22 protein-coding genes are annotated in these 23,142 nt (G+C 69.3%); 16 read left to right on the top strand and 6 right to left on the bottom strand.

Going from position 1 to position 23,142, the window contains the following annotated elements:
• Nucleotides 1-16 precede the first annotated feature (16 nt).
• From RH864_RS06285 to RH864_RS06230, 12 genes are all read left to right on the top strand, one after another.
• The gene (locus RH864_RS06285) at nucleotides 17-1,237 is read left to right on the top strand and encodes an ABC transporter substrate-binding protein (RefSeq protein ID WP_310516664.1); all 1,221 of its coding nucleotides are present in this window, start codon (nucleotides 17-19) and stop codon (nucleotides 1,235-1,237) included.
• Between the two features lie 66 nt (nucleotides 1,238-1,303).
• Nucleotides 1,304-2,176: a branched-chain amino acid ABC transporter permease gene (locus RH864_RS06280; protein ID WP_310516663.1), complete on the top strand. Its 873-nt coding sequence runs from the start codon at nucleotides 1,304-1,306 to the stop codon at nucleotides 2,174-2,176.
• Nucleotides 2,176-3,969 (top strand): branched-chain amino acid ABC transporter ATP-binding protein/permease, encoded by a 1,794-nt coding sequence (locus RH864_RS06275; RefSeq protein WP_310516662.1) that lies wholly within the window; start codon nucleotides 2,176-2,178, stop codon nucleotides 3,967-3,969. Before RH864_RS06280 ends, RH864_RS06275 begins: the two co-directional genes overlap by 1 nt.
• Complete coding sequence (locus RH864_RS06270) at nucleotides 3,969-4,688, top strand: ABC transporter ATP-binding protein (protein WP_310516661.1); 720 nt, start codon at nucleotides 3,969-3,971, stop codon at nucleotides 4,686-4,688. The genes RH864_RS06275 and RH864_RS06270 overlap by 1 nt, the downstream gene beginning before the upstream one ends.
• Before the next feature lie 14 nt (nucleotides 4,689-4,702).
• Nucleotides 4,703-5,581: an alpha/beta fold hydrolase gene (locus tag RH864_RS06265; protein WP_310516660.1), complete on the top strand. Its 879-nt coding sequence runs from the start codon at nucleotides 4,703-4,705 to the stop codon at nucleotides 5,579-5,581.
• A 97-nt stretch (nucleotides 5,582-5,678) separates the two neighbouring features.
• Nucleotides 5,679-6,326 (top strand): IclR family transcriptional regulator, encoded by a 648-nt coding sequence (locus tag RH864_RS06260; protein WP_310516715.1) that lies wholly within the window; start codon nucleotides 5,679-5,681, stop codon nucleotides 6,324-6,326.
• A 165-nt stretch (nucleotides 6,327-6,491) separates the two neighbouring features.
• The gene (locus RH864_RS06255) at nucleotides 6,492-8,270 is read left to right on the top strand and encodes a bifunctional 3-(3-hydroxy-phenyl)propionate/3-hydroxycinnamic acid hydroxylase (protein ID WP_310516659.1); all 1,779 of its coding nucleotides are present in this window, start codon (nucleotides 6,492-6,494) and stop codon (nucleotides 8,268-8,270) included.
• Nucleotides 8,267-9,049 (top strand): 2-keto-4-pentenoate hydratase, encoded by a 783-nt coding sequence (locus RH864_RS06250; protein ID WP_310516658.1) that lies wholly within the window; start codon nucleotides 8,267-8,269, stop codon nucleotides 9,047-9,049. The genes RH864_RS06255 and RH864_RS06250 overlap by 4 nt, the downstream gene beginning before the upstream one ends.
• Nucleotides 9,046-9,975: an acetaldehyde dehydrogenase (acetylating) gene (locus tag RH864_RS06245; RefSeq protein ID WP_310516657.1), complete on the top strand. Its 930-nt coding sequence runs from the start codon at nucleotides 9,046-9,048 to the stop codon at nucleotides 9,973-9,975. Before RH864_RS06250 ends, RH864_RS06245 begins: the two co-directional genes overlap by 4 nt.
• Nucleotide 9,976: 1 nt before the next feature.
• Nucleotides 9,977-11,002 carry a 4-hydroxy-2-oxovalerate aldolase gene (gene dmpG / locus RH864_RS06240; RefSeq protein ID WP_310516656.1) on the top strand — a complete coding sequence of 342 codons (1,026 nt, stop codon included), beginning with the start codon at nucleotides 9,977-9,979 and terminating at the stop codon, nucleotides 11,000-11,002.
• Nucleotides 11,003-11,036: 34 nt separating this feature from the next.
• Complete coding sequence (locus RH864_RS06235; RefSeq protein WP_310516655.1) at nucleotides 11,037-12,044, top strand: VOC family protein; 1,008 nt, start codon at nucleotides 11,037-11,039, stop codon at nucleotides 12,042-12,044.
• A 30-nt stretch (nucleotides 12,045-12,074) separates the two neighbouring features.
• Nucleotides 12,075-13,292 carry an MFS transporter gene (locus RH864_RS06230; protein ID WP_310516654.1) on the top strand — a complete coding sequence of 406 codons (1,218 nt, stop codon included), beginning with the start codon at nucleotides 12,075-12,077 and terminating at the stop codon, nucleotides 13,290-13,292.
• A 32-nt stretch (nucleotides 13,293-13,324) separates the two neighbouring features.
• Here RH864_RS06230 and RH864_RS06225 read toward each other — a convergent pair whose 3' ends face one another.
• Nucleotides 13,325-13,981 carry a CoA transferase subunit B gene (locus RH864_RS06225; RefSeq protein WP_310516653.1) on the bottom strand — a complete coding sequence of 219 codons (657 nt, stop codon included), beginning with the start codon at nucleotides 13,979-13,981 and terminating at the stop codon, nucleotides 13,325-13,327.
• 1 nt (nucleotide 13,982) lies between these two features.
• Nucleotides 13,983-14,783: a CoA transferase subunit A gene (locus tag RH864_RS06220; RefSeq protein ID WP_310516652.1), complete on the bottom strand. Its 801-nt coding sequence runs from the start codon at nucleotides 14,781-14,783 to the stop codon at nucleotides 13,983-13,985.
• Nucleotides 14,784-14,913: 130 nt separating this feature from the next.
• Here RH864_RS06220 and RH864_RS06215 point away from each other — a divergent pair, with 130 nt between their 5' ends.
• The gene (locus RH864_RS06215; RefSeq protein ID WP_310516651.1) at nucleotides 14,914-15,717 is read left to right on the top strand and encodes an IclR family transcriptional regulator; all 804 of its coding nucleotides are present in this window, start codon (nucleotides 14,914-14,916) and stop codon (nucleotides 15,715-15,717) included.
• A gap of 83 nt (nucleotides 15,718-15,800) precedes the next feature.
• Here the strand turns inward: RH864_RS06215 and RH864_RS06210 are convergent, their stop codons facing one another.
• The 3 genes from RH864_RS06210 to RH864_RS06200 are packed head-to-tail and all read right to left on the bottom strand — an operon-like array spanning nucleotide 15,801 to nucleotide 19,320.
• Nucleotides 15,801-16,913 (bottom strand): bifunctional 2-methylcitrate synthase/citrate synthase, encoded by a 1,113-nt coding sequence (locus RH864_RS06210; protein WP_310516650.1) that lies wholly within the window; start codon nucleotides 16,911-16,913, stop codon nucleotides 15,801-15,803.
• Nucleotides 16,910-17,824 (bottom strand): methylisocitrate lyase, encoded by a 915-nt coding sequence (gene prpB / locus RH864_RS06205; RefSeq protein ID WP_310516649.1) that lies wholly within the window; start codon nucleotides 17,822-17,824, stop codon nucleotides 16,910-16,912. The genes RH864_RS06210 and prpB overlap by 4 nt, the downstream gene beginning before the upstream one ends.
• The gene (locus tag RH864_RS06200) at nucleotides 17,824-19,320 is read right to left on the bottom strand and encodes an MmgE/PrpD family protein (protein ID WP_310516648.1); all 1,497 of its coding nucleotides are present in this window, start codon (nucleotides 19,318-19,320) and stop codon (nucleotides 17,824-17,826) included. The genes prpB and RH864_RS06200 overlap by 1 nt, the downstream gene beginning before the upstream one ends.
• 370 nt (nucleotides 19,321-19,690) lie before the next feature.
• Between RH864_RS06200 and RH864_RS06195 the strand changes: the two genes are divergently transcribed.
• Both RH864_RS06195 and RH864_RS06190 read left to right on the top strand, forming a co-directional pair.
• Nucleotides 19,691-20,521 (top strand): hypothetical protein, encoded by an 831-nt coding sequence (locus RH864_RS06195; protein WP_310516647.1) that lies wholly within the window; start codon nucleotides 19,691-19,693, stop codon nucleotides 20,519-20,521.
• 116 nt (nucleotides 20,522-20,637) lie between these two features.
• Nucleotides 20,638-21,285, top strand: coding sequence for a hypothetical protein (locus RH864_RS06190; protein ID WP_310516646.1), 648 nt, complete (start codon nucleotides 20,638-20,640; stop codon nucleotides 21,283-21,285).
• A 35-nt stretch (nucleotides 21,286-21,320) separates the two neighbouring features.
• On the opposite strand, the gene RH864_RS06185 is transcribed toward RH864_RS06190, so the two are convergent.
• Nucleotides 21,321-21,878: a PadR family transcriptional regulator gene (locus RH864_RS06185; protein ID WP_310516645.1), complete on the bottom strand. Its 558-nt coding sequence runs from the start codon at nucleotides 21,876-21,878 to the stop codon at nucleotides 21,321-21,323.
• 92 nt (nucleotides 21,879-21,970) lie between these two features.
• On the opposite strand from RH864_RS06185, the gene RH864_RS06180 reads away from it, so the two are divergent.
• Nucleotides 21,971-23,140 (top strand): serine hydrolase domain-containing protein, encoded by a 1,170-nt coding sequence (locus RH864_RS06180; protein WP_310516644.1) that lies wholly within the window; start codon nucleotides 21,971-21,973, stop codon nucleotides 23,138-23,140.
• Nucleotides 23,141-23,142: the final 2 nt, after the last annotated feature.

Genomic DNA, 23,142 nt, shown 5'->3' with positions numbered 1-23,142 from the left:
ATCGGAAGGAAACAACGTGGTTTCAAAGATCTGGGGGCCGGCACTCGCCCTCACCGCAGCAGCGGCGCTGGCCCTCACCGGGTGCGCAGCAGGCGATCCCGCCGAAGGCGGCGATTCCGGCGACGATGGCGGCGGCACCTTCACCATCTACGCGAGCCTCTCGCTCACGGGGCCACTCGCCGGCTCCTCCAAGGCCCAGCAGGAAGGGCTCGAGATCGCCGTCGATCGCATCAACGCCGAAGGCGGCATCAACGGCGAACAGATCGAGCTCATCATCGCCGACGATCAGCTCGATCCGACGAAAGCCGTGACCCTCCTCCAGGAGCAGCTCGACGAGGCGAAGCCCGACATGGTCGTCCACGGCGTCTCGAGCGCGGTGTCGCTCGCGATGCTGCCACTCCTGACGCGCAACGAGGTGCTCTCGATCAGCAACACCTATGCGAACGAGATCAACGACCCTGCGACGTTCCCGTACGCGTTCGGGACCAACCCGGTGGTCGCGCTCGACCCCGAGGCGGCGGTCGAGCTGTTCACCGAGGAGGGCTACGAGAAGGTCGCCTACCTGGGAGCCAACGACGCCCTCGGGCAGAGCATCGCGGAGGCGTTCTCGGAGGTGTTCGCGGCCGAGGGTCTGGAGCTCGTCCAGGAGAGCTACGCTCCGGCCGACCTCGACATGACCGCGCAGCTGCAGCGGCTCCAGGCGACCGACCCAGACACCCTCATCATCCAGGGATACGGCACGGCCGCCGGGTACGCACTCGAGAGCCGCACCAAGCTCGGCTGGGACATCGTCACCTATGGCGACGGAGGCCTCGGCAACGGGAACAACCTCGCCCTCATCAGCGGGGAAGAGGACTGGAACAACCTGTACCTGCGCGTGTTCCCCATCAACACCCCGCAGCGCGAGGTCGAAGGCACCGAGGCGTTCGCCTACCTCACGGGCGAGCTCGAGAAGCGCGGAAGCTCCTTCGATCAGCTCATGCAGCTCTATGCCCTGCAATGGGATGCGGTCCATGTGGTGAAGCAGGCGGTCGAGCAGGCGGACGCGAAGGATGCCCCGTCCGTCGCCGACGCGCTCGTGAACCTCGAACCGTACGAGGGGGAGACGCCTTACATCACCCACCCCGAGTTCCGCAGCTACACGACGGACAACCACTTCCGGAACCTGAGCACCGACGCCTACATCGTCGTCCGGCCTGGCCCGGTGGTGGAGGGAACGATCGAGTCGATCGAGTGATCGGCGTGCTGCCGGCCGCACTCCGCGGCCGGCAGCTCCCGCTCACCGTGAACACGAAGGACACCAATGGTCACCACCCTCTGGGCCGGTCTCTCGATCGGCGCCGTGTACGCGCTCGTCGCCATCGCCTACAACATCGTCTTCATCGGCACGCGGGTCTTCAATTTCGCCCAGGCGTACATCCTCATGATCTGCACGTTCATCGCGGTCGAGGCCTCCGCGAAGTTCGGCATCCCGCTCATCCCCTCGATCGTCATCTGCACGATCGTCGGAGCCCTCATCGGGGCGATCGAGGAGATCGTCGCGGTCCGGCGACTCGCGAGCACGGGAAGCCACAACGAACTCGTGACGACGCTCGGCGTCGGCGTGATCCTCTCCGGTATCGCGCTGCTCGTCTGGGGCTCCGAACCCCGCAGCGTGCCCTACCTGAAAGAGTTCGGTGTGCTCGAGGTGCTCGGGGGGCGGGTCACGATGGGCGAGATCGCGCTCATCGTCGTGGCGCTCGTGGCCGGACTCGGGACCTGGCTGCTCAGCACGCGCACCTCGATCGGCCTCACCGCGCTCGCCACCTCCGAGGACCGTGATGCCGCCATGCTGCGCGGCATCAACGTGCGCTGGCTCTCGACCGGCGCGTTCGCGCTCGCGGGCGCGCTCGTCGGCGCGGTCGCACCGCTCGTGGCCAGCAAAACCTACGCCACCTACCATCTCGGCGAGGGGCTGGCCGTGAAGGCATTCCTCGTGCTCGCGCTCGGCGGGTTCGGCAGCTTCCTCGGTGCGCTCCTCGCGGGCAGCATCGTCGGAGTGCTCGAGATGTTCGCGGCGCGCTACCTCGGCAGCGAGTGGCAGAACATCACGGTGTTCGTGATGCTGCTGCTCGTGCTGCTCATCCTGCCCCACGGCCTCTTCTCGCGAGGCAAAGCACAGGAGAGGGTCGTCTGATGCGCATCAGCCTGCGCCGGTACCTGACCGCGCCGTTCTGGATCCTGCCACTCGCGGGCGCACTCATCGTGCTCGCACTGCCGCTATTCGGTGCGGCTCCCGCGGTCCTCAGGATCATCGTCTCGATCTGTCTGCTGGCCCTGCTGGTGCTTGGGCTCAACGTGACGTTCGGCTACAGCGGCGAGCTCGCGCTCGGCCAGTCGGCGCTGTATGCGATCGGCGCCTACACGGCGGCCTACCTCGCCATCCAGCAGTTCGACCTGTCGCTGACCTTCGTCGTCGCACTCCTCGCGGCGGGGGTCGTGGGCCTGCTCACCGGAATCCCCGGCCTACGGCTCGGGTCGTGGTCGATGGCGATGGTGACATTCTTCCTCGTTCTGCTGGTGCCCGACGTCGTGACGCTGCTCACCGAGCAGCTCGGCGGACCCTCGGGGCTGTCGGGCATTCCGCTTCCCGTGCTCTTCGGCGCGAGGCTCTCGGCCAGCGGGTACTTCACGCTCGTCGTGATCGTCACGATCGTGTTCTTCGCGGCCATCCGTAACTTCATCGTCTCGCCGCACGGGCACGCCGTTCGGGTCATGCACGAGAGCCCGGTGCTCGCCCGATCGCTCGGGTTCTCGGTGACGCGCCTGAAGCTGACGGCATATCTCATCGGGGCGTTCCCGGCGGGAGCGGCCGGCGCACTGTTCGCCTACCAGGACGGTTACATCTCGCCGACCTCGTTCGGGCTCTCGATGGCGATCGTCATCCTCGCCGGAAGCATCATCGGCGGCAGTGCGAGCATCTACGGGGCGATCATCGGCGCCGTCATCATGGTGATCGGCCCGCTGCGCGCCACCGGGGTGCAGCAGTTCTCACTCATCATCTTCGGACTCCTGCTGCTGCTCGGTGCGCTGTTCTTCTCGGGCGGGATCGCACAGCTGTGCCGGAACCTGGTGCGCCGCTACCTCGTGCGCGACGAGGTCCTGCCCGATGCGGCGGCCGCCGTGCCCTCGGACGAGCTGATCTCCCGGTTGCGGGGAGAGTCGCTCGAGGTGGAGCACCTGGTCAAACGGTTCGGCGGCAACACCGCCCTCGACGACGTGTCGATGACGTTCGAAGCCGGCACCGTGACCGGTCTCATCGGGCCCAACGGGTCGGGGAAGACGACGCTGCTGAACATCGTCTCGGGCTTCTACCGCCCGACCTCCGGGGCCATCCGGCTCGGCGGCCAGGACCTCGCTTCGTTGCATCCGCACCAGGTGGCCCGCCGTGGAGTGGCGCGCACGTTCCAGACCCCGGTCATCCCGAAGGGGCTGACCGCCGCGGAGACGGTGGCGATCGCGATGCAATCCGCACACGGCGTCTCGATGGCGGCCTCCGTGCTTCGGCTGCCCGGCTACCGCAAGACGCTCCGTCGTCATCGACGCGAAGCCCTCGAGCTGCTCGCCTTGCTCGACATCGCCCATCTCGCCGATGTGGACGCCGCAGCGCTTCCCCTCGGCACGCGGCGGCTGCTCGAGGTGGCCCGCGCGCTCGCGGCGGATGCCAAGCTCATCCTGCTCGACGAACCGGCCTCGGGCCTGGATGAGAGCGAGGTCGAGGAGCTTGCCAATCTCATTCGCAAATTGCGGGCATCCGGAGCGACGATCGTGCTCGTCGAGCACAACTTCGAGATGGTGATGTCCGTCGCCGACCACGTCTACGTCCTCGACACCGGGCGGATCGTGTCGTCGGGCACCGCCGGCCATGTGCGCAACGACCCGCGCGTCACCGAGGTCTACCTCGGCGCCGCGCTGACGAAGGAGCAGTGATGAGCGGGCTCTCCATCAGTGCGTTGTCGGCCGGGTACGGCCAGATCCAGGTCCTCAGAGACGTGGGCCTGGAGTGCGGAGCCGGTGAGATCAGCGCCGTGCTCGGGCGGAACGGAGCGGGCAAGACCACGCTGCTCGCGGCGATCGCGGGGCTCATCGCCTCGAGCGGCGACGTGAGCTTCGACGGCGCACCGCTCAGCGGTCCGGCCTACGCCCGCGCGCGCTCCGGGATCGCGCTCGTCCAGGAGGGCAAACGCATCTTCCGAGCGAGGACCGTCGAGGAGAACCTCCGAATCGGCGGCTATGTGCACCGGCGGCGCCGAGGCTTCATCGCCGCCGGGATCGACGCGGCCTATGAGCGCTTCCCGATTCTCGGCGAGAAGCGCAACCTTCCGGCGGGCCTCCTCTCGGGAGGTCAGCAGCAGATGCTCGCCATCGCACAGGCGCTCATGCTCGACCCCAGGGTCCTGCTGCTCGACGAGCCCTCGGCGGGCCTCGCGCCCGCGATCGTGCAGGAGGTGTTCGGCGAGATCGCACGCCTCAGGGACGAGGGGCTGTGCGTGGTGCTCGTTGAGCAGCTCGTTGACAACTCGCTGTCGATCGCCGACACCGTCGCCGTGCTGGACCACGGCCGGGTCGTGCTCGACAGCCGGGTGGCGGATGTGAAGGACTGGTCGATCTTCCGGGAGATCTACCTCGGAGAGGGGGCCACGGCATGAGGAAGGAGAATGCGATGAGCGGGAAGAACACGCCGCGAGCGACCGCATGGGGTGAGCTGGGTGCGGTCGCGCACCGGGTGGAGTACGTGGACGCGGCGGGCTGGCGGACGCGCTGCCTGGTGGCGGGCGAGGGGGATGAGACATTGTTCCTGCTGCCGGGCACCGGGGGTCATCTCGAGGCCTACACCCGCAACATCGCCGCCCTCGCCCGGAACCGACGCGTGATCGCCTACGACTACCCGGGCCACGGCTACACGACGCTCACCGACCACGATCTCGAGCTGCCCGAGTACGTCGCACACCTGGCGGCGCTCATGGAGGTCTATGACGTCGAGCGCGCGCATCTCTCGGGTGAGTCGCTCGGCGGATGGATCGCGGTGAAGTTCGCTGCGGAGCATCCGGACCGGGTCGAGCGTCTGGTCCTGAACACGCCGGGAGGCACGATGGCGCGCCCCGAGGTGATGGCGCGCATCCGAGACCTCAGTCAGGCCGCCGCCGACGACCCCAGTCCCGAGCGCGTGCGATCGCGGCTGGAGTGGCTCATGGCGCGGGCGGACTCGGTCACCGACGAGCTCGTCGATATCCGCCGGGCCATCTACTCGCGGGAGGGGTTCGCGGACTCGATGCGCCATATCCTCTGCCTCCAGGACCCGGAGGTCCGGGCGCGGAATCTCATCACGGATGCCGAGTTGGAGTCGATCGCCGTGCCCACGTTGGTGGTCTGGACCAGCGACGATCCCTCCGGGCCGGCGGGCGCCGGATTGCATATGGCCGAGCGCATTCCCGGGGGACGGTTCGAGCTGATCGAAGACGCAGGACACTGGCCGCAGTGGGAGCAGTGGCGGCGGTTCAACGCCCTGCTCACGGACTTCCTGGACCGGGAGGCCGCGTGAGCAGGCGACGGGTGTTCCCACCTTCGGCCAATATCATCGTCTCGTGACCGCGCGAGACGAGGCAACGACGGCCGCACCGCTCGGTGCGCAGACGCTGATGCGGGGGCTCCGAGCACTGCAAGCCGTTGCACAATCGCCCAACGGCATGAGCATAAGCGAACTCGCCGAACAGCTCGAGGTGCACCGGTCGATCGCGTATCGCATCCTGGCGGCGCTTTCCGACGCCGGGCTCATCGCCCGCGGTCTCGACGGCCGATTCCGTGGCGCGGTGGGACTCATCCGACTCGCTGAGGGCGGGCTGACCGCGCTGCGCGCCGCCGTGCGACCCGAGCTCGTGGCACTCGCCGAGCGGGTGGGGGCAACCGTCTCGCTGTTCGTCCGCGAGGGCGACGATGCGGTGGCGCTCGCCGTCTTCGAGTCGGCGCGGCAGGGCTTCCGCATGGGGTTCCAGGTGGGTGACCGGCACGTGGTCGATCGCGGTGCGGCGGGAGTCGCGCTCCGCGCGCTGGAGCCGCCCCGCGACGAGGACTCCGAGCGGCTGCGCACGGTGCGCGAGGTCGGCTATGCGAGAACCTTCGGTGAGATCGAGCCGAACCTGCATGGCCTCGCGGTGCCGCTCATGGGCGGGAGCATGCCCTGCTGCATCAACATCGTGAGCAACCGGCCCGAGGTCTTGGATGCCTCGGTGGAACCGGCACTCGCGTCGGCCACGCGGCTCGCCGACACGCTTTCGAACCTGGTCTGAACCGGCGCCTCGTCCACCGCTGAGGCGGCCGACGTCTGGCGTGCCCGCGTCGGGCCGGCGATCGCCCGATCGCGTGGTTGACGTGGCCGTTTCCGAACGATAGCGTCCACGTATCGCAACATGTGAACTGAAATGTTCACTAAATGAGCACTGGAAAGGTCAACGATGACGCACCCGTCTGCTCGCGAGCTGCGCGAGGCCGACGTCACGATCGTGGGCGCAGGCCCCGTCGGCCTGTCGATCGCCAACCTCCTGGGACTCCGCGGCGTGCGGGTCAACGTCGTCGAAGCCCTGCCGGATCTCATCGACTACCCGCGCGGCGTCGGCATCGACGACGAATCGCTGCGCTCCATTCAGACGATGGGCCTCATCCAGGACGTGTTGCCCCACACGACGCCGAACCACATCATGCGGCTCGTCAATGGACGTGGGCGGATCCTCGCCGAGATCGCACCGGCCGCGGTCGAGTTCGGATGGTCGCGGCGCAACGCCTTCGTGCAGCCCGCCGTCGATCGCGCGCTCTACGACGGGCTCAGCCGCTTTCCGCACGTGGCCGTCGACTTCGACCGTCGTGCTGCCGCGATCGTCGATCACGGCAGCCACGTCGACGTCACCGTGCACACGGGCGACCATGAAGAGATCACGTACCGGAGTGCCTACCTCGTTGGCGCGGACGGCGGGCGCAGCCTCACCCGCAAGCATCTCGGGGTGGGGTTCGACGGCCAGTCGCCGTCGACGCGATGGATCGTCATCGACATGGAGAACGACCCCCTCGGCGCTCCCAACGTGTTCGTCGGAGGCGATCCGCGCCGGCCATACGTCTCGCTCGCACTGCCACATGCCCTGCGCCGCTTCGAGTTCATGCTCTTCGACGACGAGCCCGACGAGCTCGCTGCCGACGATGCGTTCATCGCGCGCCTGCTCGCGCCCCACCTCCCGAACCCGAAGCAGGTCGCCGTGCTCCGTCGTCGCGTCTACACGCACCACTCACGCATCGCGAGCACGTTTCGCCAGGGTCGCATCCTGCTCGCCGGCGATGCCGCCCACCTCATGCCGGTCTGGCAGGGTCAGGGCTGGAACAGCGGGATGCGGGATTCGACCAACCTCGCATGGAAGCTCGCCGCGGTCGTGCGCGGCGAGTCGGAGGACGCGCTCCTCGACACGTACACGGTCGAGCGCCGCCCGCACGCGAAAGCCATGATCGACATCTCCGTCGCGTTCGGTCGCTTCATCAGGCCGACGAATCGCCTGGTCGCAGCCCTTCGCGATTCGGCGGCGTCGACGCTCGCCCTCGTCCCGTCCATCAAGTCGTACTTCGTGCAGATGAAGTACAAGCCCATGCCGCGCTACACCCGCGGCGTCGTCGTCGACCCGATCGACCACACCCCCGGCGCGGCGCGGGCCGAACTGCGTGGGAAAGGGCTGCTCACCTCGTTCCGGAGCTTCACGGGGGTTCCCTCGCCGGTCGGCACCCAGTTCATCCAGCCCACGGTACGCACGGTCGAGGGCGACGAGGTGCGGCTCGACGACCTGATCGGATACCGCTGGGCCGTTCTCGTCTGGGGCGGCGATCCGCACGCGCATCTCAGTCCCGAGGCGCGGGAGCTCGTGCGACGCCTCGACGCAGCCGTCATCTCGCTGCGTCCGGTCACCCAGCTCGTCGGGGCCACCTCGCCCGGCACGGTCGTCGCGGGCGACGTGGACGGGCGCATCAAGCGCTGGTTCGACCAACGTCCCACCGCGGCGCTCGTGCTCCGCCCCGACCGGTTCATCGCGGCAGCCGGCACCGCCCAGAACGTCGGACGGATGCTCCACGCGGTCGCCGCCGCAGCCCACCTCCGGCCGGAGTCGCCCGAGACGCCCGCTCCCAGCGCACCTGTGCGGCCCGCCGTCGCGACCCGCACACACCGCCGCACGCCGGTGAGAAAGGCGGCGGTGAAATGACCGACGAACGCGCCGCACGCATCGCGCACGCCCTTCGCACCGCACTCGAGACGCGAACGCCGATCGAGCCGATCAGCCCCGGCATCCGCACCCTCGAGGAGGCCTACCGGGTGCAGGGCCTCGTCATGGGACCGCGCGAGACGGACGACAACCCGCTCGTCGGTCACAAGGTCGGACTCACGGCTCACGCGGTACGCGCTCAGCTCGGGGTGGATCAACCGGATTTCGGCCTGCTCCTCGCCGACATGGAGGTACGGCCGGGCTCGCCGATCGACCTGGGGCGTCTCATCCAGCCGAAGATCGAAGCCGAGATCGCCTTCGTGCTCGACCACGACGTCGACGCGCTCGACCGCGATTCCGTGCTCGACTCGGTCGAGTACGCGACCCCCGCGCTCGAGATCGTCGACAGCCGCATCGCCGACTGGCGCATCTCGCTGTTCGACACGGTCGCCGACAACGCTTCCAGCGGCCTCTACCTCCTCGGCGACGGCGCCGTCGACCCGCGCCGGGTCGACCTCCGGGAGGTGGAGATGAGCATGAGCGTCGACGGTGAGGTGGTTTCGACCGGGCGCGGCTCCGCCTGTCTCGGCGACCCGGTCGAGGCGCTCGTCTGGGTGGCGCGCACGGCCGCCGGGCAGGGCCGGCCGCTCAGAGCCGGCGAGGTGATCCTCTCCGGTGCACTCGGGCCGATGGTCCCCCTACGGCCGGGGATGCGCATCACGGCCGGGATCAGCCAGATCGGACATGTGTCCGCGACCACGGGAGGAACTCCAGCATGACGAAAGTCGCCATCATCGGCTCCGGCAACATCGGCACCGACCTCATGTTCAAGGTGCACCGGCTGTCCGACGTGCTCGAGATGGCCGTCCTCGTCGGGATCGACCCGGCTTCCGACGGTCTGGCCCGGGCGGCGCGACTCGGCTTCGAGACCACGTCCGAAGGCATCGAGGGGCTCATCGCCTCGCCGCAGTTCGACGAGATCGCGATCGTGTTCGACGCGACCTCTGCGGGCGCGCACCGTGCCAACGCCGAACGTCTCGCGCCCCACGGGAAGCGTCTGGTCGACCTCACCCCGGCTGCCCTCGGCCCGTTCATCGTGCCGCCCGTGAACCTCGACGAGCACCTCGGCAGCGCGAACGTCAACATGGTGACGTGCGGAGGTCAGGCGACCATCCCGATCGTGGCGGCCGTGAACCAGGTGGTCCCGGTCGCCTACGCCGAGATCGTCGCGTCGGTGTCGTCGCGCTCTGCGGGACCGGGTACGCGCGCCAACATCGACGAGTTCACCGAGACGACCGCCCGCGCCATCGAACAGGTCGGCGGGGCCGCGCGTGGCAAGGCCATCATCATCCTCAACCCGGCCGACCCGCCGATGATCATGCGAGACACCGTGCTCACGCTCACCCCGAGGCTCGATCCGGAGCAGCGCGACGCCGTTGCCGCCTCCGTCGAACGGATGGTGGCCGCCGTGGCCGAATACGTGCCCGGGTACCGGCTCAAGCACGCCGTGCAGTTCGCGGATGCGGGGCCGGAAGCCGACCCGGTCGTGCCGGAAGGTGCGCGTCGGGAGGCGTACACCAAGGTGAGCGTGTTCCTCGAGGTCGAGGGCGCCGCCCACTACCTGCCCGCCTACGCGGGGAACCTCGACATCATGACGTCGGCCGCCCTCAGGGTGGGCGAGCGTCTCGCGAAGGAAGGGCGCTGAGATGGCGAATCGGAAGGTCTACCTGCAGGACGTCACGCTGCGCGATGGCATGCACGCCATGCGACACCAGGTGAGCACCGATCGCGTCCGCAGCATCGTACGGGCGCTCGACCGGGCCGGTGTCGACGCGATCGAGGTGACCCACGGCGATGGCCTGGGCGGCTCGAGCCTCACCTACGGCCCCGGGTCGAGCACGGACCTGGAGTGGATCGACGCGGCCGCCGAGGAAGTGCAGCACGCGGTGCTCACGACCCTGCTGCTGCCCGGCGTGGGCGTGCTCGCCGATCTGCGCGCCGCGTTCGAACACGGCGTGCGCTCCGTCCGCGTCGCCACGCACTGCACCGAAGCCGACGTCGCGGCGCAGCACATCGCCGCCGCACGCGAATGGGGGATGGATGTCTCGGGCTTCCTCATGATGGCGCACCTGATCGAGCCGGCCGAGCTGGCTCGGCAGGCCAAGCTCATGGAATCGTACGGGGCCGCGTGCGTGTACGTCACCGACTCCGCAGGCCGGCTCACCGTCGGCGGCGTTCGCGACCGCATCCGCGCCTACCGCGATGTGCTCGACCCACGCACGCAGATCGGCATCCACGCGCACCAGAACCTCTCGCTCGCGGTCGCGAACTCGGTCGCGGCCGTCGAGGAGGGCGCCTTCCGGGTCGATGCCTCGCTCGCCGGGCACGGTGCGGGCGCCGGGAACACGCCGATCGAGGCATTCACCGCCGTCGCTCAGCTCGAGGGCTTCGACGTCGCCGCCGATGTCTTCGCGCTGCAGGATGCCGCAGACGACCTCGTCCGCCCACTCCAGGACCGACCCGTTCAGGTGGATCGCGAGACCCTCACCGTCGGGTACGCCGGCGTCTACTCGAGCTTCCTCCGGCACGCTGAACGCGTCGCCGCCGAACACGGACTCGATGCCAGAGCGCTCCTCGTCGAGGTGGGTCGGCGCAAACTCATCGGGGGCCAGGAGGACATGCTCGCCGACGTCGCCCTCGATCTCACCGCCGCGCCCGATCCTGCGCGCTGACCCCCCAGCCACGTCACCAAGGAGACAGACGAAGATGTCGATTCACGCAGATCGCTACGATCCGGGCCCGCGCATCGCCAAGACCGGAGCCATCAATCTCGGCACGAAGGACCTGAACGCCTCGCTCGGCTTCTTCCGGGACATCCTCGGGATGGAGCTCGTCGCGGAGCAACCGGGCATCGCCTACCTGCGCGGCTACCAAGAGCTGCATCACCACTCGCTCGTGCTCACCGAGCAGGCCGAGGCCCTCGTCAACTCGTTCAGCTTCCGCGTGCACCGAGCGGAAGACGTCGAGCGTTTTCACGACGAGCTGCTCGAGCAGGAGATCGAGGTCCTCGAGGTTCCCGCTGGAACCGAGCTCGGACGCGGCACCGCCGTGCGGTTCCTCATGCCCTGGGGTGGCCACCCGATCGAGCTCTACCACGACATGGAGTCCACCGACACGGCGGACCCGTCCCTCCGGTCGAAGCTGCCCACCAACTCATCGAAACGCCGGGGCCTCGGGGTGCGGCGCATCGACCACTTCAACGTGCAGACCAGTCCGGGCAACATCAACCAGGCCGAAGCGTGGCTCTCGCGCGCGCTCGGGTTCAAGCGACGCGAGTACGCGAACATCCCCGACACGACCACCCTGCTGGCCTCGTGGATGTCGGTGACCTCGCAGATGCACGACATCGCCATCGTGGCCAACATGATGGAGAAGACGGCGCAGATGCACCACGTCGCGTTCAACCTCGAGAACTTCTCCGACGTGCTCACCGCCGCCGACATCCTCCGCGACCACGACGTCGCGTACGGGGTCGGACCGGGTAAGCACGGCATCGGTCAGGCCATGTACCTGTACGTTCACGATCCCGGATCCGACCACCGGGTCGAGCTGTACTCGGGCGGCTACCAGATCTTCGACCCCGACTGGCAGGCGGTCGAGTGGAAGAAGGACGACATGCCCGAGGGGATGACCTGGTACGGCGACCCCATTCAGACGACGCCCGGAAGTCGCGGCCGCGACACGACCGGGTCGGCATCCCTGCGCCGGTCCTGATATGCCCTCCTCCGGGGTGGCGGTCGCGAGGTGACCGATCCGCTCGCCGCGTCGGCGCGGCCCGAGCCGCTGTGGAGCCGACGGTACCTCCTCGCGATCGGGGTGAACTTCTGCATCGTGGTGATCTTCTACCTGATGATCACCACGATGGCGCTCTACGCGCTCGAGGGGTTCCTCGCCGACGAGTTCGTCGCCGGCGTCGTGTCCGGGGCATTCGTCGTCGGCTCGGTGATCGCCCGCCTCGTCGGAGGAAAGTTCCTCGACGTCGCCGGGCGCCGGCGCACGTTGCTCGTCTGCCTCGGCGCGTGCATCGCGCTGGCGCTCGCGCAGTCGGTCGTCGAACACCTATGGGTGCTCATGGTCCTGCAAGGCCTCAACGGCGTCGTGTTCGGGGCTGCGAGCACCGCCGTGACGACGGGCGCGTTCGCGCTCATCCCCGCCACGAGGCGGGGCGAAGGCGCCGGGTATTACGGCATCTCGACGACCCTCGGGTCCGCGGTCGGACCGGCGCTCGGTACGGCGCTGATCGGAATCGCCGGATTCCCGTCGCTCTTCGTCGCGTCGGCGTGCAGCGCTGCGGTGGCGCTCGTCGGTGCCCTGTTCTTGCGGGTGCCTGAACGCGGGATCACGGACGCGGATCGGGTCGCCCTGCGCAACTGGAGCATCTGGACCTTCGTCGAACGCGCGGCGCTTCCGGCCGCCGCGCTGATGTTCGTGGCGGGTGTCGCGTTCTCAGGCGTGCTGAGCTTCATCAACCCCTACTCCGTGAACGTCACCGGAGCGGTCGTGGGCGGCACGTACTTCGCCGTCTACGCCGCGGTCGTGCTCGTCGGCCGGCTGTTCGTCGGCCGCATCCAGGATCGGCTCGGTGACAACGCGGTCGTGTACCCGCTCCTGGGATGTCTCGCGGCCGGGATCGGCATCCTCGTCCTCGGCGTCGAGGGCTGGGTCGTCCCGGTCTCGGCGGTGCTGGTCGGCTTCGGCTTCGGCGTGCTCATGCCGACCATGCAGTCGATCACGGTGACCCTCGCGGGCCAGGGCCGGGTCGCGCTCGCGACCTCGACGTTCTTCCTCGCGCTCGATCTCGGCGTGGGACTGGGTCCGCTCGTGGATGGCGTGCTCGTCGCCCTGGTCGGGTATCCGGGGATGTATGCCGCCCTCAGCGCGGTCTCGTTGCTCGGGATGGCGTACTACGCACGCGTCCACGGCCGGCATACCAGGTGGAACCGGCCTTCGGCGCTCCGGTGACGGTCTGCGCTCACGCGTGCGAGCACCACCCGTCAGCCCGCCGCGACCCGCAGGTCGTCGGCGATCGCGAGCGGCGGCTCGGTCGCCGCGACGACCTCGTCGACGGTGACCCCCGGGGCCACCTCGACGAGGACGAGGCCCGACTCGGTGACGTCGATGACGGCGAGGTCGGTGATGATCCGGTCGACCACGCCGCGGCCGGTGAGCGGCAGCGTGCACTCGTCGACGATCTTGGCCGAGCCGTCTCGCGCGACGTGCTCCATGAGCACGACGACCTGGCCTGCACCGTGCACGAGGTCCATGGCCCCGCCGGGTCCCTTCACCATCTTTCCCGGGATCATCCAGTTCGCGAGGTCGCCGGTCGCCGACACCTGCATGGCGCCGAGGATGGCGACATCGATCTTGCCGCCGCGGATCATGCCGAAGCTCATCGCCGAGTCGAAGAACGACGCACCGGGCAGCGTCGTGACGGTCTCCTTGCCGGCATTGATGAGGTCGGGGTCGACGGCATCCTCGGCGGGGTACGGCCCGACGCCGAGGATCCCGTTCTCGGACTGCAGCGAGACCGTCACGCCGGGCGAGACGAAGTTCGGCACGAGCGTCGGCAGCCCGATGCCGAGGTTCACGTACGAGCCGTCGGCGAGCTCGCGCGCGGCGCGCGCGGCCATCTGGTTGCGGTCGAGCGCCATCTCAGACTCCCTCGGGTGCGGGGGCGGGTGCGGATGCCTCGGCGGACACGGTTCGGCGTTCGATCCGTTTCTCGATGTCGGGGCCGACCTCGACGACACGGTGGACGAAGACGCCCGGCAGGTGCACCCGGTCCGGATCGATCTCGCCCGGCTCGAGCAGCCGCTCGACCTGGGCGATGCACACGCGGCCGGCCATCGCCGCGAGCGGATTGAAGTTGCGAGCGGCCTTATTGAAGACGAGGTTGCCGTGGCGGTCGCCGGCCAGCGCGTGCACGAGGGCGAAGTCGGTCGTGATCGCCTCTTCGAGCACGAACTCCCGCGCCTCGCCGCGCACCGTGAACGTCTGCACGGGTTTGGGGTCCGAGGCGACGGCGACCGACCCGTCGGGCCCATACCGGCGGGGCAGCCCGCCCTCGGCGACCTGCGTGCCGACGCCGGTCTGGGTGAAGAACGCGGCGATCCCCGAGCCGCCGGCCCGGAGCTTCTCGGCGAGCGTGCCCTGGGGCGTGAGCTCCAGCTCGAGCTCGCCGGACAGGTACTGCCGCTCGAACTCCTTGTTCTCACCGACGTACGACGATGTCATCTTCCGGATGCGTCCGGCGGCGAGCAGCACGCCGAGCCCCCAGTCGTCGACGCCGCAGTTGTTCGACACGATCGACAGCTCGCGGGTGCCCTGCTGCAGCAGCGCCTCGATCAGCGTCATCGGGTTGCCCGAGAGGCCGAACCCGCCGACCGCTAGCGACGCCCCGTCGCCGATATCGGCGACGGCCTCGGCGGCCGTCGCGAACGCCTTGTCGATCATCGGCGATCAACCTCCTCGTCGCACCTCGCGCGGCCTGGTCGGGCCGGCGAGACCTATGCTCGCGTCCCGGGCGGATGCCTCGCACGCACGATCTTGCCATGTGGAAGAAGCCGGTCATAGAGTCCATATCGTGGACAGCTCGACGGTGGTGCCCGGCGCACAGGCGGTGGCGAGGGCGGCCGCGCTGCTCCGTCAGGTGACGGCTGCGGGCGCGACGGGCGCCACGGCGGCCGAGCTCGCCCAGCGCACCGGGCTGACGCGGCCCACGGCGCACCGCCTGCTCGCCGCGCTCCGCCGTGAAGGCCTCGTCGACCACGACGAGCTTTCGGGGCGGTGGATGCCCGGCCCCGAGCTCTACCTGATGGGTGCGGTGGCCGCCACGCGGTTCGACATCACGGAGCTCGCACGCGACATCGTCCGCTCGCTCGCCGTCGCGACCGAGGAGAGCGCGTTCCTCTCGGTGCGGCGCGGCGACGAGACGGTCTGCCTGCTGCGCGAGGAGGGGAGCTTCCCGATCCGCTCGTTCGTGCTGGCCGAGGGCGTGCGCTTCCCGCTCGGCATCGCGTCCGCGGGGCTCGTCATCCTCGCATTCCTCCCCGATCACGATGTGGACGGCTACCTCACGAGGCATCCGGAACTGGGCGACGCCTGGGGCGAGGCCCACGCGGAGGCGCCGCTCCGCGCACGACTCGCGGAGACCAGGGCGCGCGGCTTCGCGCTGAACCCGGGTCTCATCGTCGAGGGCAGTTACGGGCTCGGAGCCGCGGTGTTCGGCAGGACCGGAGCGCCCGAGTTCGCGCTCAGCATCACGGGCGTCGACTTCCGGTTCGCGCCCGCGCGGCTCGCCGCGCTCGGCCGGATCCTGCTCGGGCACGCGCACACCCTGAGCGCGCGGATCAGGAACGAGGGCGGCTCGGCACTGCGCCGGACGTGAACGACGCCGGACGTGAACGACGCCGGCCGGGGAGGGGGCCCGGCCGGCGTCGCGTCAGAGGGATCTCGTCGGCGGGTGACGCGTCAGACGTGGCGCTCGTCGGGGCCGACGTATGCGCTCAGCGGCCGGATGAGCGCATTCGAGGCGCGCTGCTCGAGGATGTGCGCGGTCCACCCCGTCACGCGTGAGGCGACGAAGATCGGCGTGAACTGCTCGGTGTCGAACCCGATCAGGTGGTACGCGGGCCCCGAGGGGTAATCCAGGTTCGGCTGGATGGCCTTCCGCGCCTGCATCGCATCGTTGAGCGCGTCGTACAGCGCGAGCACGTCGGGCCGGTCGTAGTGCTCGATGAGCGTGTCGAGCGACGCCTTCATCGTGGGCACGCGCGAGTCGCCGTGCTTGTACACGCGGTGGCCGAAGCCCATGATCTTCCGCTTCTCGGCCAGCGCGGTCTCGAGCCACGCCTCCGCCCGGTCGGCGCTGCCGATCTCGTCGAAGACGTGCAGCACGGCCTCGTTGGCGCCGCCGTGGAGCGGGCCCTTGAGCGCACCGATGGCGGCCGTGATCGCCGAGTAGTAGTCCGAGAGCGTCGAGGTGACGACGCGAGCCGTGAAGGTCGACGCGTTGAACGAGTGCTCGGCGTACAGCGTCGCGGAGACGTCGAAGGCCTTGCGGACGACCTCGTCGGGCTCGGTGCCGAACGTCATGTAGAGGAAGTTCGCGGCGTAGCCCAGGTCGTCGCGCGCGGGGACGACGGGCAGGCCCTGTCGCCGGCGCTGGTCGTAGGCGACGATCGCCGGCAGCTTGGCGAACAGCGTGAGCGCCTTGTCGAGGATCTGGTCGGGCTCGCTGTCCCAGGCCTGGGGGTCGTCGGCGCCGATGACGCTCACGGCGGTGCGCACGACGTCCATGGGGTGTGTGTCGCGCGACAGCCCGTCGATGACCTGCTTGACGTTGTCGTCGAGGGCCCGGCGCGAACGCTCGGTCGTCGTGAATTGCGCGAGCTCGCGCTCGTTCGGCAGCTCGCCGTACCAGAGCAGGTACGCGACCTCCTCGAAGCTCTTCTCCGCGGCGAGCTCCTGCACCGGGTAACCGCGGTAGAGCAGGGAGTTCGTCTCGGGGTTCACCTTGGAGACCGCGGTGGTGTCGACTGTGACACCGGCGAGCCCTTTCTTGATCTCGATCTGGTCGGTCATGCCTCGCTCCTGTTGTTTCGTAGGTCGAAGGTGAAGATGCCGTCGTCGAAGGACGAGTAGCCGGAGTAGTCGAGCAGCTCGTAGAGCCGCGCGCGGGTCTGCATCTCGGGCACGGACGACGCGAGCGAGCCCTCGGCCGCGAGCCGGTCGAGGCCGCGTTCGGCAGCACCCATGGCGAGGCGCAGCAGCGAGACCGGGAAGATCACGAGATTGATCCCGACGCCCGCGAGCTGCTCGACGGTGAAGAGCTCGCTCTTGCCGAACTCCGTCATGTTGGCGAGGATCGGCACGTCGACCGCCGCCCGCACCGCGGCGAACTCCTCGAGGCTCGACATGGCCTCGGGGAAGATCGCGTCGGCGCCGGCGTCGACGAGGGCCTTGGCGCGGTCCGTCGCAGCCTGGAGCCCCTCGACGCCCCGGATGTCGGTGCGCGCCATGATGAGGAAGTTCGGGTCGCGGCGACCCTCGACGGCGGCACGGATCCGCTTGAGCGCGGTCGTCTCGTCGACGACCTCCTTGCCGTCGAGGTGACCGCAGCGCTTCGGGTTGACCTGGTCTTCGATGTGCAGACCGGCCACGCCGGCGTCCTCTAGGGTCTGCACCGTGCGGGCCACGTTCATGGGCTCGCCGAAGCCCGTGTCGGCGTCGACGAGCGCGGGCAGGTCGGTCACCCGCGCGATCTGACCGGCTCGCGCCGCCACCTCGGTGAGCGTCGTGAGCCCGATGTCGGGCAGGCCGAGGTCGGCCGACAGCACGGCGCCCGAGATGTAGACGCCCTCGAAGCCCTTGTCCTCGATCAGCTGGGCCGACAGCGGGTTGAACGCGCCGGGCATCCGCAGCGTCCGCCCGCTCGCGAGCGCCGCGCGGAAGGCCGCGCGCTTCTCGTGCGGCGGAATCGTCGATTGCAGCATCAGAAGAGTCCCTTCGGGGCCACCGGGAGCGACCCGGCGACGATGTTGAGCTCGCCGACCTCGGCCGCCGTCAGCTCGGGGAGTCGCTCGGCGAGGCCGAGGAAACGCTCGATCTCGGCGGCCTCGAGGACGCCGTCGGCCAGCGTGCGGAACTTGCGCACGTAGTCGGCGCGGGCGAACGGGCGAGCACCGAGCGGGTGCGCATCGGCGACCGCGATCTCGTCGCGGAAGGTCGAACCGTCGGTGAACGTCACCACGATCGCACCGCCGAACGCCTGCTCCTTGGGGTCCAGCGAGTGGTACCGGCGGGTCCACTCCGCGTCCTCGACGGTCGTGACCTTCTGCCAGAGCGCCACGGTGTCGGGTCGCGCCGCGCGCTCCGGGAGGTAGGAGCCGACGTGGTCGAAGCCGCCGTCCTGCAGCGCGACGGTGAAGATGTACGGGATCGAGTGATCGAGCGTCTCGCGCGACGCGGTCGGGTCGTACTTCTGCGGGTCGCCCGCACCCGAGCCGATCACGTAGTGCGTGTGGTGGCTGGTCTCGAGCACGATCGACGCGACCCGCTCGGGGTCGGCGATCTCCGGACGCTCCCGGTGCAGCTTGCGGGCCAGGTCGATCCAGGCCTGCGCCTGGTACTCGGCCGAGTGCTCCTTGGTGTAGCTGTCGAGGATCGCGCGCTTCGACTCGCCGGGAGCGGGCAGCGGCACCTCGTATCGCCCGTCGACGCCGTCGAGCAGCCAGGCGATGACGCCGTCCTCACCTTCCCAGATCGGCGACGGCGAGGTCTGGCCGCGGATGGCCCGGTCGACCGCCTCGACCGCGAGCTTGCCGGCGAAGGCGGGCGCGTGCGCCTTCCACGTGGAGATCTCGCCCTTGCGCGACTGGCGCGTGGCGGTCGTCGTGTGCAGCGCCTGGCCGATGGCCTGGTAGATCACCTCGGGGGCGAGCCCCAGCAGTGTCCCGATGCCCGCGGCCGCGGATGGGCCGAGGTGGGCGACGTGGTCGATCTTGTGCCGGTGCAGGCTGATCGCCTTGGCGAGGTCGATCTGGATCTCGTAGCCGGTGGCGATGCCGCGCACGAGCGCCGCGCCGTCGGCTCCCGTGTGCTGGGCGACGGCGAGGATCGGGGGGATGTTGTCGCCCGGGTGCGAGTACTCGGCCGCGAGGAAGGTGTCGTGGAAGTCGAGCTCGCGCACGGCAACGCCGTTGGCCCACGCCGCCCACTCGGGCGAGGTCCGGTCGGTGATGCCGAACACCGTGGCGCCGGGCGTCGCGGGATGCGCGCACGCCTGGCCTCGCGCGGACGTGACGGGGGCGCGGGAGAGCGAGGCCGCCGCGACGGCGGCGTTGTCGATCACGCGGTTCACGATCATCTCGGTCACGTCTTCATCGACGGGGACCGGGTCGGCGGCGACCTGCGCGATCTTCCAGGCGAGTTGGTCCTCGCGAGCCAATTCCTCATCGCTTCGGTAGGTGCGGAGGGCGTGTGTGAGCACGGTGGTCCTTTCCGGATGTCTCGGACGGGTTCGCCGTCGGTATACAGAAACCGCAGGATGTCGCAGTTTCTGCCGACAAACACCTCCTTATGTATACATTGCACGGCTCCATGAGGCAAGGCGAGGCGCAGGCGGTCAGGCCCGCGGGGTCCCCAGGGCGCGGCACCCCGCGAACTCGCCGGCGCGCGCGCCGCGGCCACACATCGAGACGTGAACTCCCAGCGATATAAGTGAAAAACGCAATTTCGCGCTACTCTTATATCGAGGAGGGATGATGGAAGTTGGTGAAGCACTTACGCAGCTCATCGCGGCCGGGGTCGACGTACGCCCGATCGGCCCATCTCTTCTCCGCACGAGTGAGGGCCGACTCATGACCGTGCGCAACGCGAAGCGCGGCCCAGCACCCGCTGCACTCAGAGCGGACCTCACCGCACTCCCTGCCGACCAGCTCGTGCTCTACGTCGTGGACCGCGTGTCCCCGGCGCTCGAGGCCGCAGCGCGAACCCATCCACAACTCGCCGTCGTGTCACCCGAGGCGACGTGGGTCGGTGGGCGCGATCTCGGAAGCGCGAGCGCACCCGAACGTGCCCGCCCTTCGACGAAAGGGCCTCGACCATACGGGCGATTCGCCGTCGCGCGCATACTGCTCTCCGGTCGGCGATTCACTCAGCGCGCGCTCGCGGAGCAGCTCGGTATCACGCAGCCGGCCGTCTCGTACGCACTCGAGCAACTCGGAGATCTCGCGATCCGCACGCGAGACGGCTGGGAGACGACTGATCCGGAAGCGCTGTTCCTCGTGGCGATGGACGACTATCCGGGCGCGGGAGGAATCACCACACACTGGTGGCACGATGCTGCCCTCGAACGGCAGTACGAGATCATCGCAGGAACGGCGAATGTGCTCCTGTCCGGCGACCTCGCCGCGCGTCGCATCAGCGCGTGGCGAGTCCCCGAGCACGTGGTGCTGTACACGGAGGGCGAGGTCGCTCCCGATCGACTGGGCTTCGCGCTCGCGACACCGAACGACTACACGCTCGAGCTGACCATCCCGGCTGACCGCAGCATCTCCAGGACCGCCGCCGCGTTCGACCGACCCGGCATCGCCGATCCGGTGATCGTCGCCCGAGACATCCGCAGGACCGGCACGACCGGTGACGAAGCCGAGGCCGCCGATGCCGTCATGAGGACGGTGACCAGCTGATGCTCAGCGCGACCCTCGTCTCGGCGGGTACCGGAGATGACGCGGCGATCGAGTCGCTCCGCGACATTTCAGCGACGCTCGCGCACCACGATGGCACGGCGGTCGTCGGTGGCCACATGGTCGCCCTGCTCGCCGCTGCATTCCCCTCGCGCGGTCTGGTGGAGCGGCACACCGGCGACACCGATGCCGGCATCCCCGTCGAGCTCGCCGCCTCAGGCGTCTTGCACCGCGAGCTTACGGCAGCGGGCTACGTCGCCAACTCCGGCAACCGCTACGTGAAGACCGACTCGCCGACGCCCCAGCCAACGATCGACGTCCTGATCCCATCCCGCGACGGAACGTTCAGGCCGCAGATCGAAGGCGGTCGGGCCTACGATGCGGTACCGGGACTCGCGCTGGCTCTGCACAGGAGTCTCCGCCTGCAGGTGCACGCTCTGCTTCGCAACAGCGACGAGCTCGACTTTCAGCTCATGGTGCCGAGCGTCGAGATCGCGGTCATCCTCAAGGCCTACAGCTGGGCCGACCGCGCGGCACAGAAGGACGTCATCGACCTCAGCAATCTCCTGCACATCGTCGATCACCACGGTGCGGATGCGATCGGCGGGTGGCGGCTGGGCGACTCGACGCTGATCGGCGCACGACTCGACGCTGCACGTCGCTTGCACGATCTCGTCCGCGTCGCCGAAGCCGGTCGCCTTCGTCGCGGTCCCGTTGATCCACGCAAGCTCGTGGTGCTGATCCGCCGGCACGTCACCCGACCTTGATGCCGTTCGTGAGCCGGCGCGGCGCCGCCATGGGGTCACCGGCCGGGCAGCCCATGCGCCGGTCGGTCCTCGGCTCGGGCGCCGAGCTCGCCGAACCAGGCGAGGGCGTGCTCGCCTGAGGCGATCCCGTAGTCGAGGGTGGCGCGCTGGTAGGCGAACACGGCGCGGAACTCGGCGGGAACGTCGATCGCATCGAGCTGCGACCCGAGCGCGGTGAGCTTGGCGACGTCATCGGCCGCACGCTGCCGGATGCGCTCGAGCACGGCGACGCGCTCAGGCTCGTCGAGCAGGCCGAGGAAGAAGAGGCGCGGAAGCGCGGCGGCTTCGAGGTCGGTCCCGGTGAGCTCGCCGGTCATCCAGTCGTGGAACTCCCGCCGGCCGGCGTCGGTCACGCGGTAGATCTTCTTGCCGCGTCCGCCCGGCTCGACGCTCGCGACCTCGATGAGTCCGCGCCCCAGCAGGCCGTCGATGGCGCGCTTGATGCTGCCGGCGCTGGCGCTGTAGAACAGCGCGACGCCCGCCTCGAAGTTCTTGATCAGGCCGTACAGGCTCTGCGGCGTGATGAGGAGCAGGCCGAGGATCACGTGCGCCATCACGCGAGCCTATCCCATTGACCCTCGTAGATATATCCACTAGACATATCTACGAGGCATATCGTATGCCGCCCGACACGAAGGGAGACCTCATGAGCTCGCCAGCACTCGTCACCGCCGGCCCCGGCAACCGGACGCCCGCCGAGGTCGATGCCCGCCTGCGCCGGCTCGTGCAGCGCGTGAGCGCGCCGTCCCGTCAGCATCACGTCAATCTCGCGGTGACGAGCCTCGATGGGCAGCGACGCTGGTTCGGCGGGGCCGGGCCTGCGGCGGGCCCCGCGGCCACCGACTCGGATGGCACGGGCCCACGGGAGCTCGGCCCGAACTCCCCGTTCTTCACCGCGTCGATCACGAAACGGTTCATCATCACGCTCGTGCTGCAGGCGCACGAGCGCGGCGAGCTCGACCTCGATGCCCCCATCACCGCCTACCTGCCCGCATCCATCACCACCGGGCTGCACGTCCGCGGCAGGGTGGACCGCACCCCCGAGATCACCGTTCGCCACCTCGCGAGCCACACCTCGGGGCTGCCGGACTTCTTCGAGCGACGCCGTGGCGGACCGAGCCTCTACCGCCGGCTGCGCGCCGGCGACGACCAGGCCTGGGGCTTCGACGACGTCCTCGAGATCACCCGCGCACAGCAGCACCCGCACTTCGACCCGCAGGACCTCGCCGCGCGACGGCAGAAGGCGCAGTACTCCGACACCGGCTTCCAGCTGCTCATCCGGATCCTCGAGCACGTCACGTCGACCCCGTTCGCCGACCTGCTCGGCACGCGCATCACGGAGCCGCTGGGATTGACCCGCACGTGGCATCCGTCGACCCGCCCGGCCGACCAGAGCGCGCCCGCGCCCTGGCCGCTCTACGTCGGGCGGCGACCTGTGAGCCTGCCCGCGACGATGGCGGCCAGCCACGACCTGTTCAGCACCACCGCCGACCTGATCGCGTTCGAACGCGCCCTCACGGCCGGCGAACCGTTCCACGATCCCGAGACCCGGCACCTGCTGACCGAGCGCCGCAACCGGCTGCGCAACGCCCCGGTCCTCGGGTACGGCCTCGGCACCATGTTCTTCACCGTCAACCGGCTCATGCTGCCGAAGGTCGGTCCCGTGACCCTCGTCGGCCATTCCGGCTCGACCGGGACCTGGCTGTTCACCTGCCCAGAGCTCGGCGTGCACCTCGCCGGCACGGTCGATCAGACCCAGGCCCAGTCGCTGCCGTTCCGCATCATGGCCCGGTGCCTGCAGATCTGGACGCGCTGAGC

This window comes from Agromyces aerolatus (genome assembly GCF_031432255.1).
Taxonomy (GTDB): Bacteria; Actinomycetota; Actinomycetes; order Actinomycetales; family Microbacteriaceae; genus Agromyces.
Note: the sequence above shows the minus strand (reverse complement) of the source record. Positions and strands in the feature narration are given on the sequence as shown.

Excerpts from the sequence above, each read along its gene's own strand:
- RH864_RS06280 (WP_310516663.1), top strand. The coding sequence starts at position 1,304 with ATGGTCACCACCCTCTGGGCCGGTCTCTCGATCGGCGCCGTGTACGCG.
- RH864_RS06275 (WP_310516662.1), top strand. The coding sequence starts at position 2,176 with ATGCGCATCAGCCTGCGCCGGTACCTGACCGCGCCGTTCTGGATCCTG.
- RH864_RS06270 (WP_310516661.1), top strand. The coding sequence starts at position 3,969 with ATGAGCGGGCTCTCCATCAGTGCGTTGTCGGCCGGGTACGGCCAGATC.
- RH864_RS06265 (WP_310516660.1), top strand. The coding sequence starts at position 4,703 with ATGAGCGGGAAGAACACGCCGCGAGCGACCGCATGGGGTGAGCTGGGT.
- RH864_RS06260 (WP_310516715.1), top strand. The coding sequence starts at position 5,679 with ATGCGGGGGCTCCGAGCACTGCAAGCCGTTGCACAATCGCCCAACGGC.
- RH864_RS06255 (WP_310516659.1), top strand. The coding sequence starts at position 6,492 with ATGACGCACCCGTCTGCTCGCGAGCTGCGCGAGGCCGACGTCACGATC.
- RH864_RS06250 (WP_310516658.1), top strand. The coding sequence starts at position 8,267 with ATGACCGACGAACGCGCCGCACGCATCGCGCACGCCCTTCGCACCGCA.
- RH864_RS06245 (WP_310516657.1), top strand. The coding sequence starts at position 9,046 with ATGACGAAAGTCGCCATCATCGGCTCCGGCAACATCGGCACCGACCTC.
- dmpG (WP_310516656.1), top strand. The coding sequence starts at position 9,977 with ATGGCGAATCGGAAGGTCTACCTGCAGGACGTCACGCTGCGCGATGGC.
- RH864_RS06235 (WP_310516655.1), top strand. The coding sequence starts at position 11,037 with ATGTCGATTCACGCAGATCGCTACGATCCGGGCCCGCGCATCGCCAAG.
- RH864_RS06225 (WP_310516653.1), bottom strand. The coding sequence starts at position 13,981 with ATGGCGCTCGACCGCAACCAGATGGCCGCGCGCGCCGCGCGCGAGCTC.
- RH864_RS06220 (WP_310516652.1), bottom strand. The coding sequence starts at position 14,783 with ATGATCGACAAGGCGTTCGCGACGGCCGCCGAGGCCGTCGCCGATATC.
- RH864_RS06210 (WP_310516650.1), bottom strand. The coding sequence starts at position 16,913 with ATGACCGACCAGATCGAGATCAAGAAAGGGCTCGCCGGTGTCACAGTC.
- prpB (WP_310516649.1), bottom strand. The coding sequence starts at position 17,824 with ATGCTGCAATCGACGATTCCGCCGCACGAGAAGCGCGCGGCCTTCCGC.
- RH864_RS06195 (WP_310516647.1), top strand. The coding sequence starts at position 19,691 with ATGACCGTGCGCAACGCGAAGCGCGGCCCAGCACCCGCTGCACTCAGA.
- RH864_RS06190 (WP_310516646.1), top strand. The coding sequence starts at position 20,638 with ATGGTCGCCCTGCTCGCCGCTGCATTCCCCTCGCGCGGTCTGGTGGAG.
- RH864_RS06185 (WP_310516645.1), bottom strand. The coding sequence starts at position 21,878 with ATGGCGCACGTGATCCTCGGCCTGCTCCTCATCACGCCGCAGAGCCTG.
- RH864_RS06180 (WP_310516644.1), top strand. The coding sequence starts at position 21,971 with ATGAGCTCGCCAGCACTCGTCACCGCCGGCCCCGGCAACCGGACGCCC.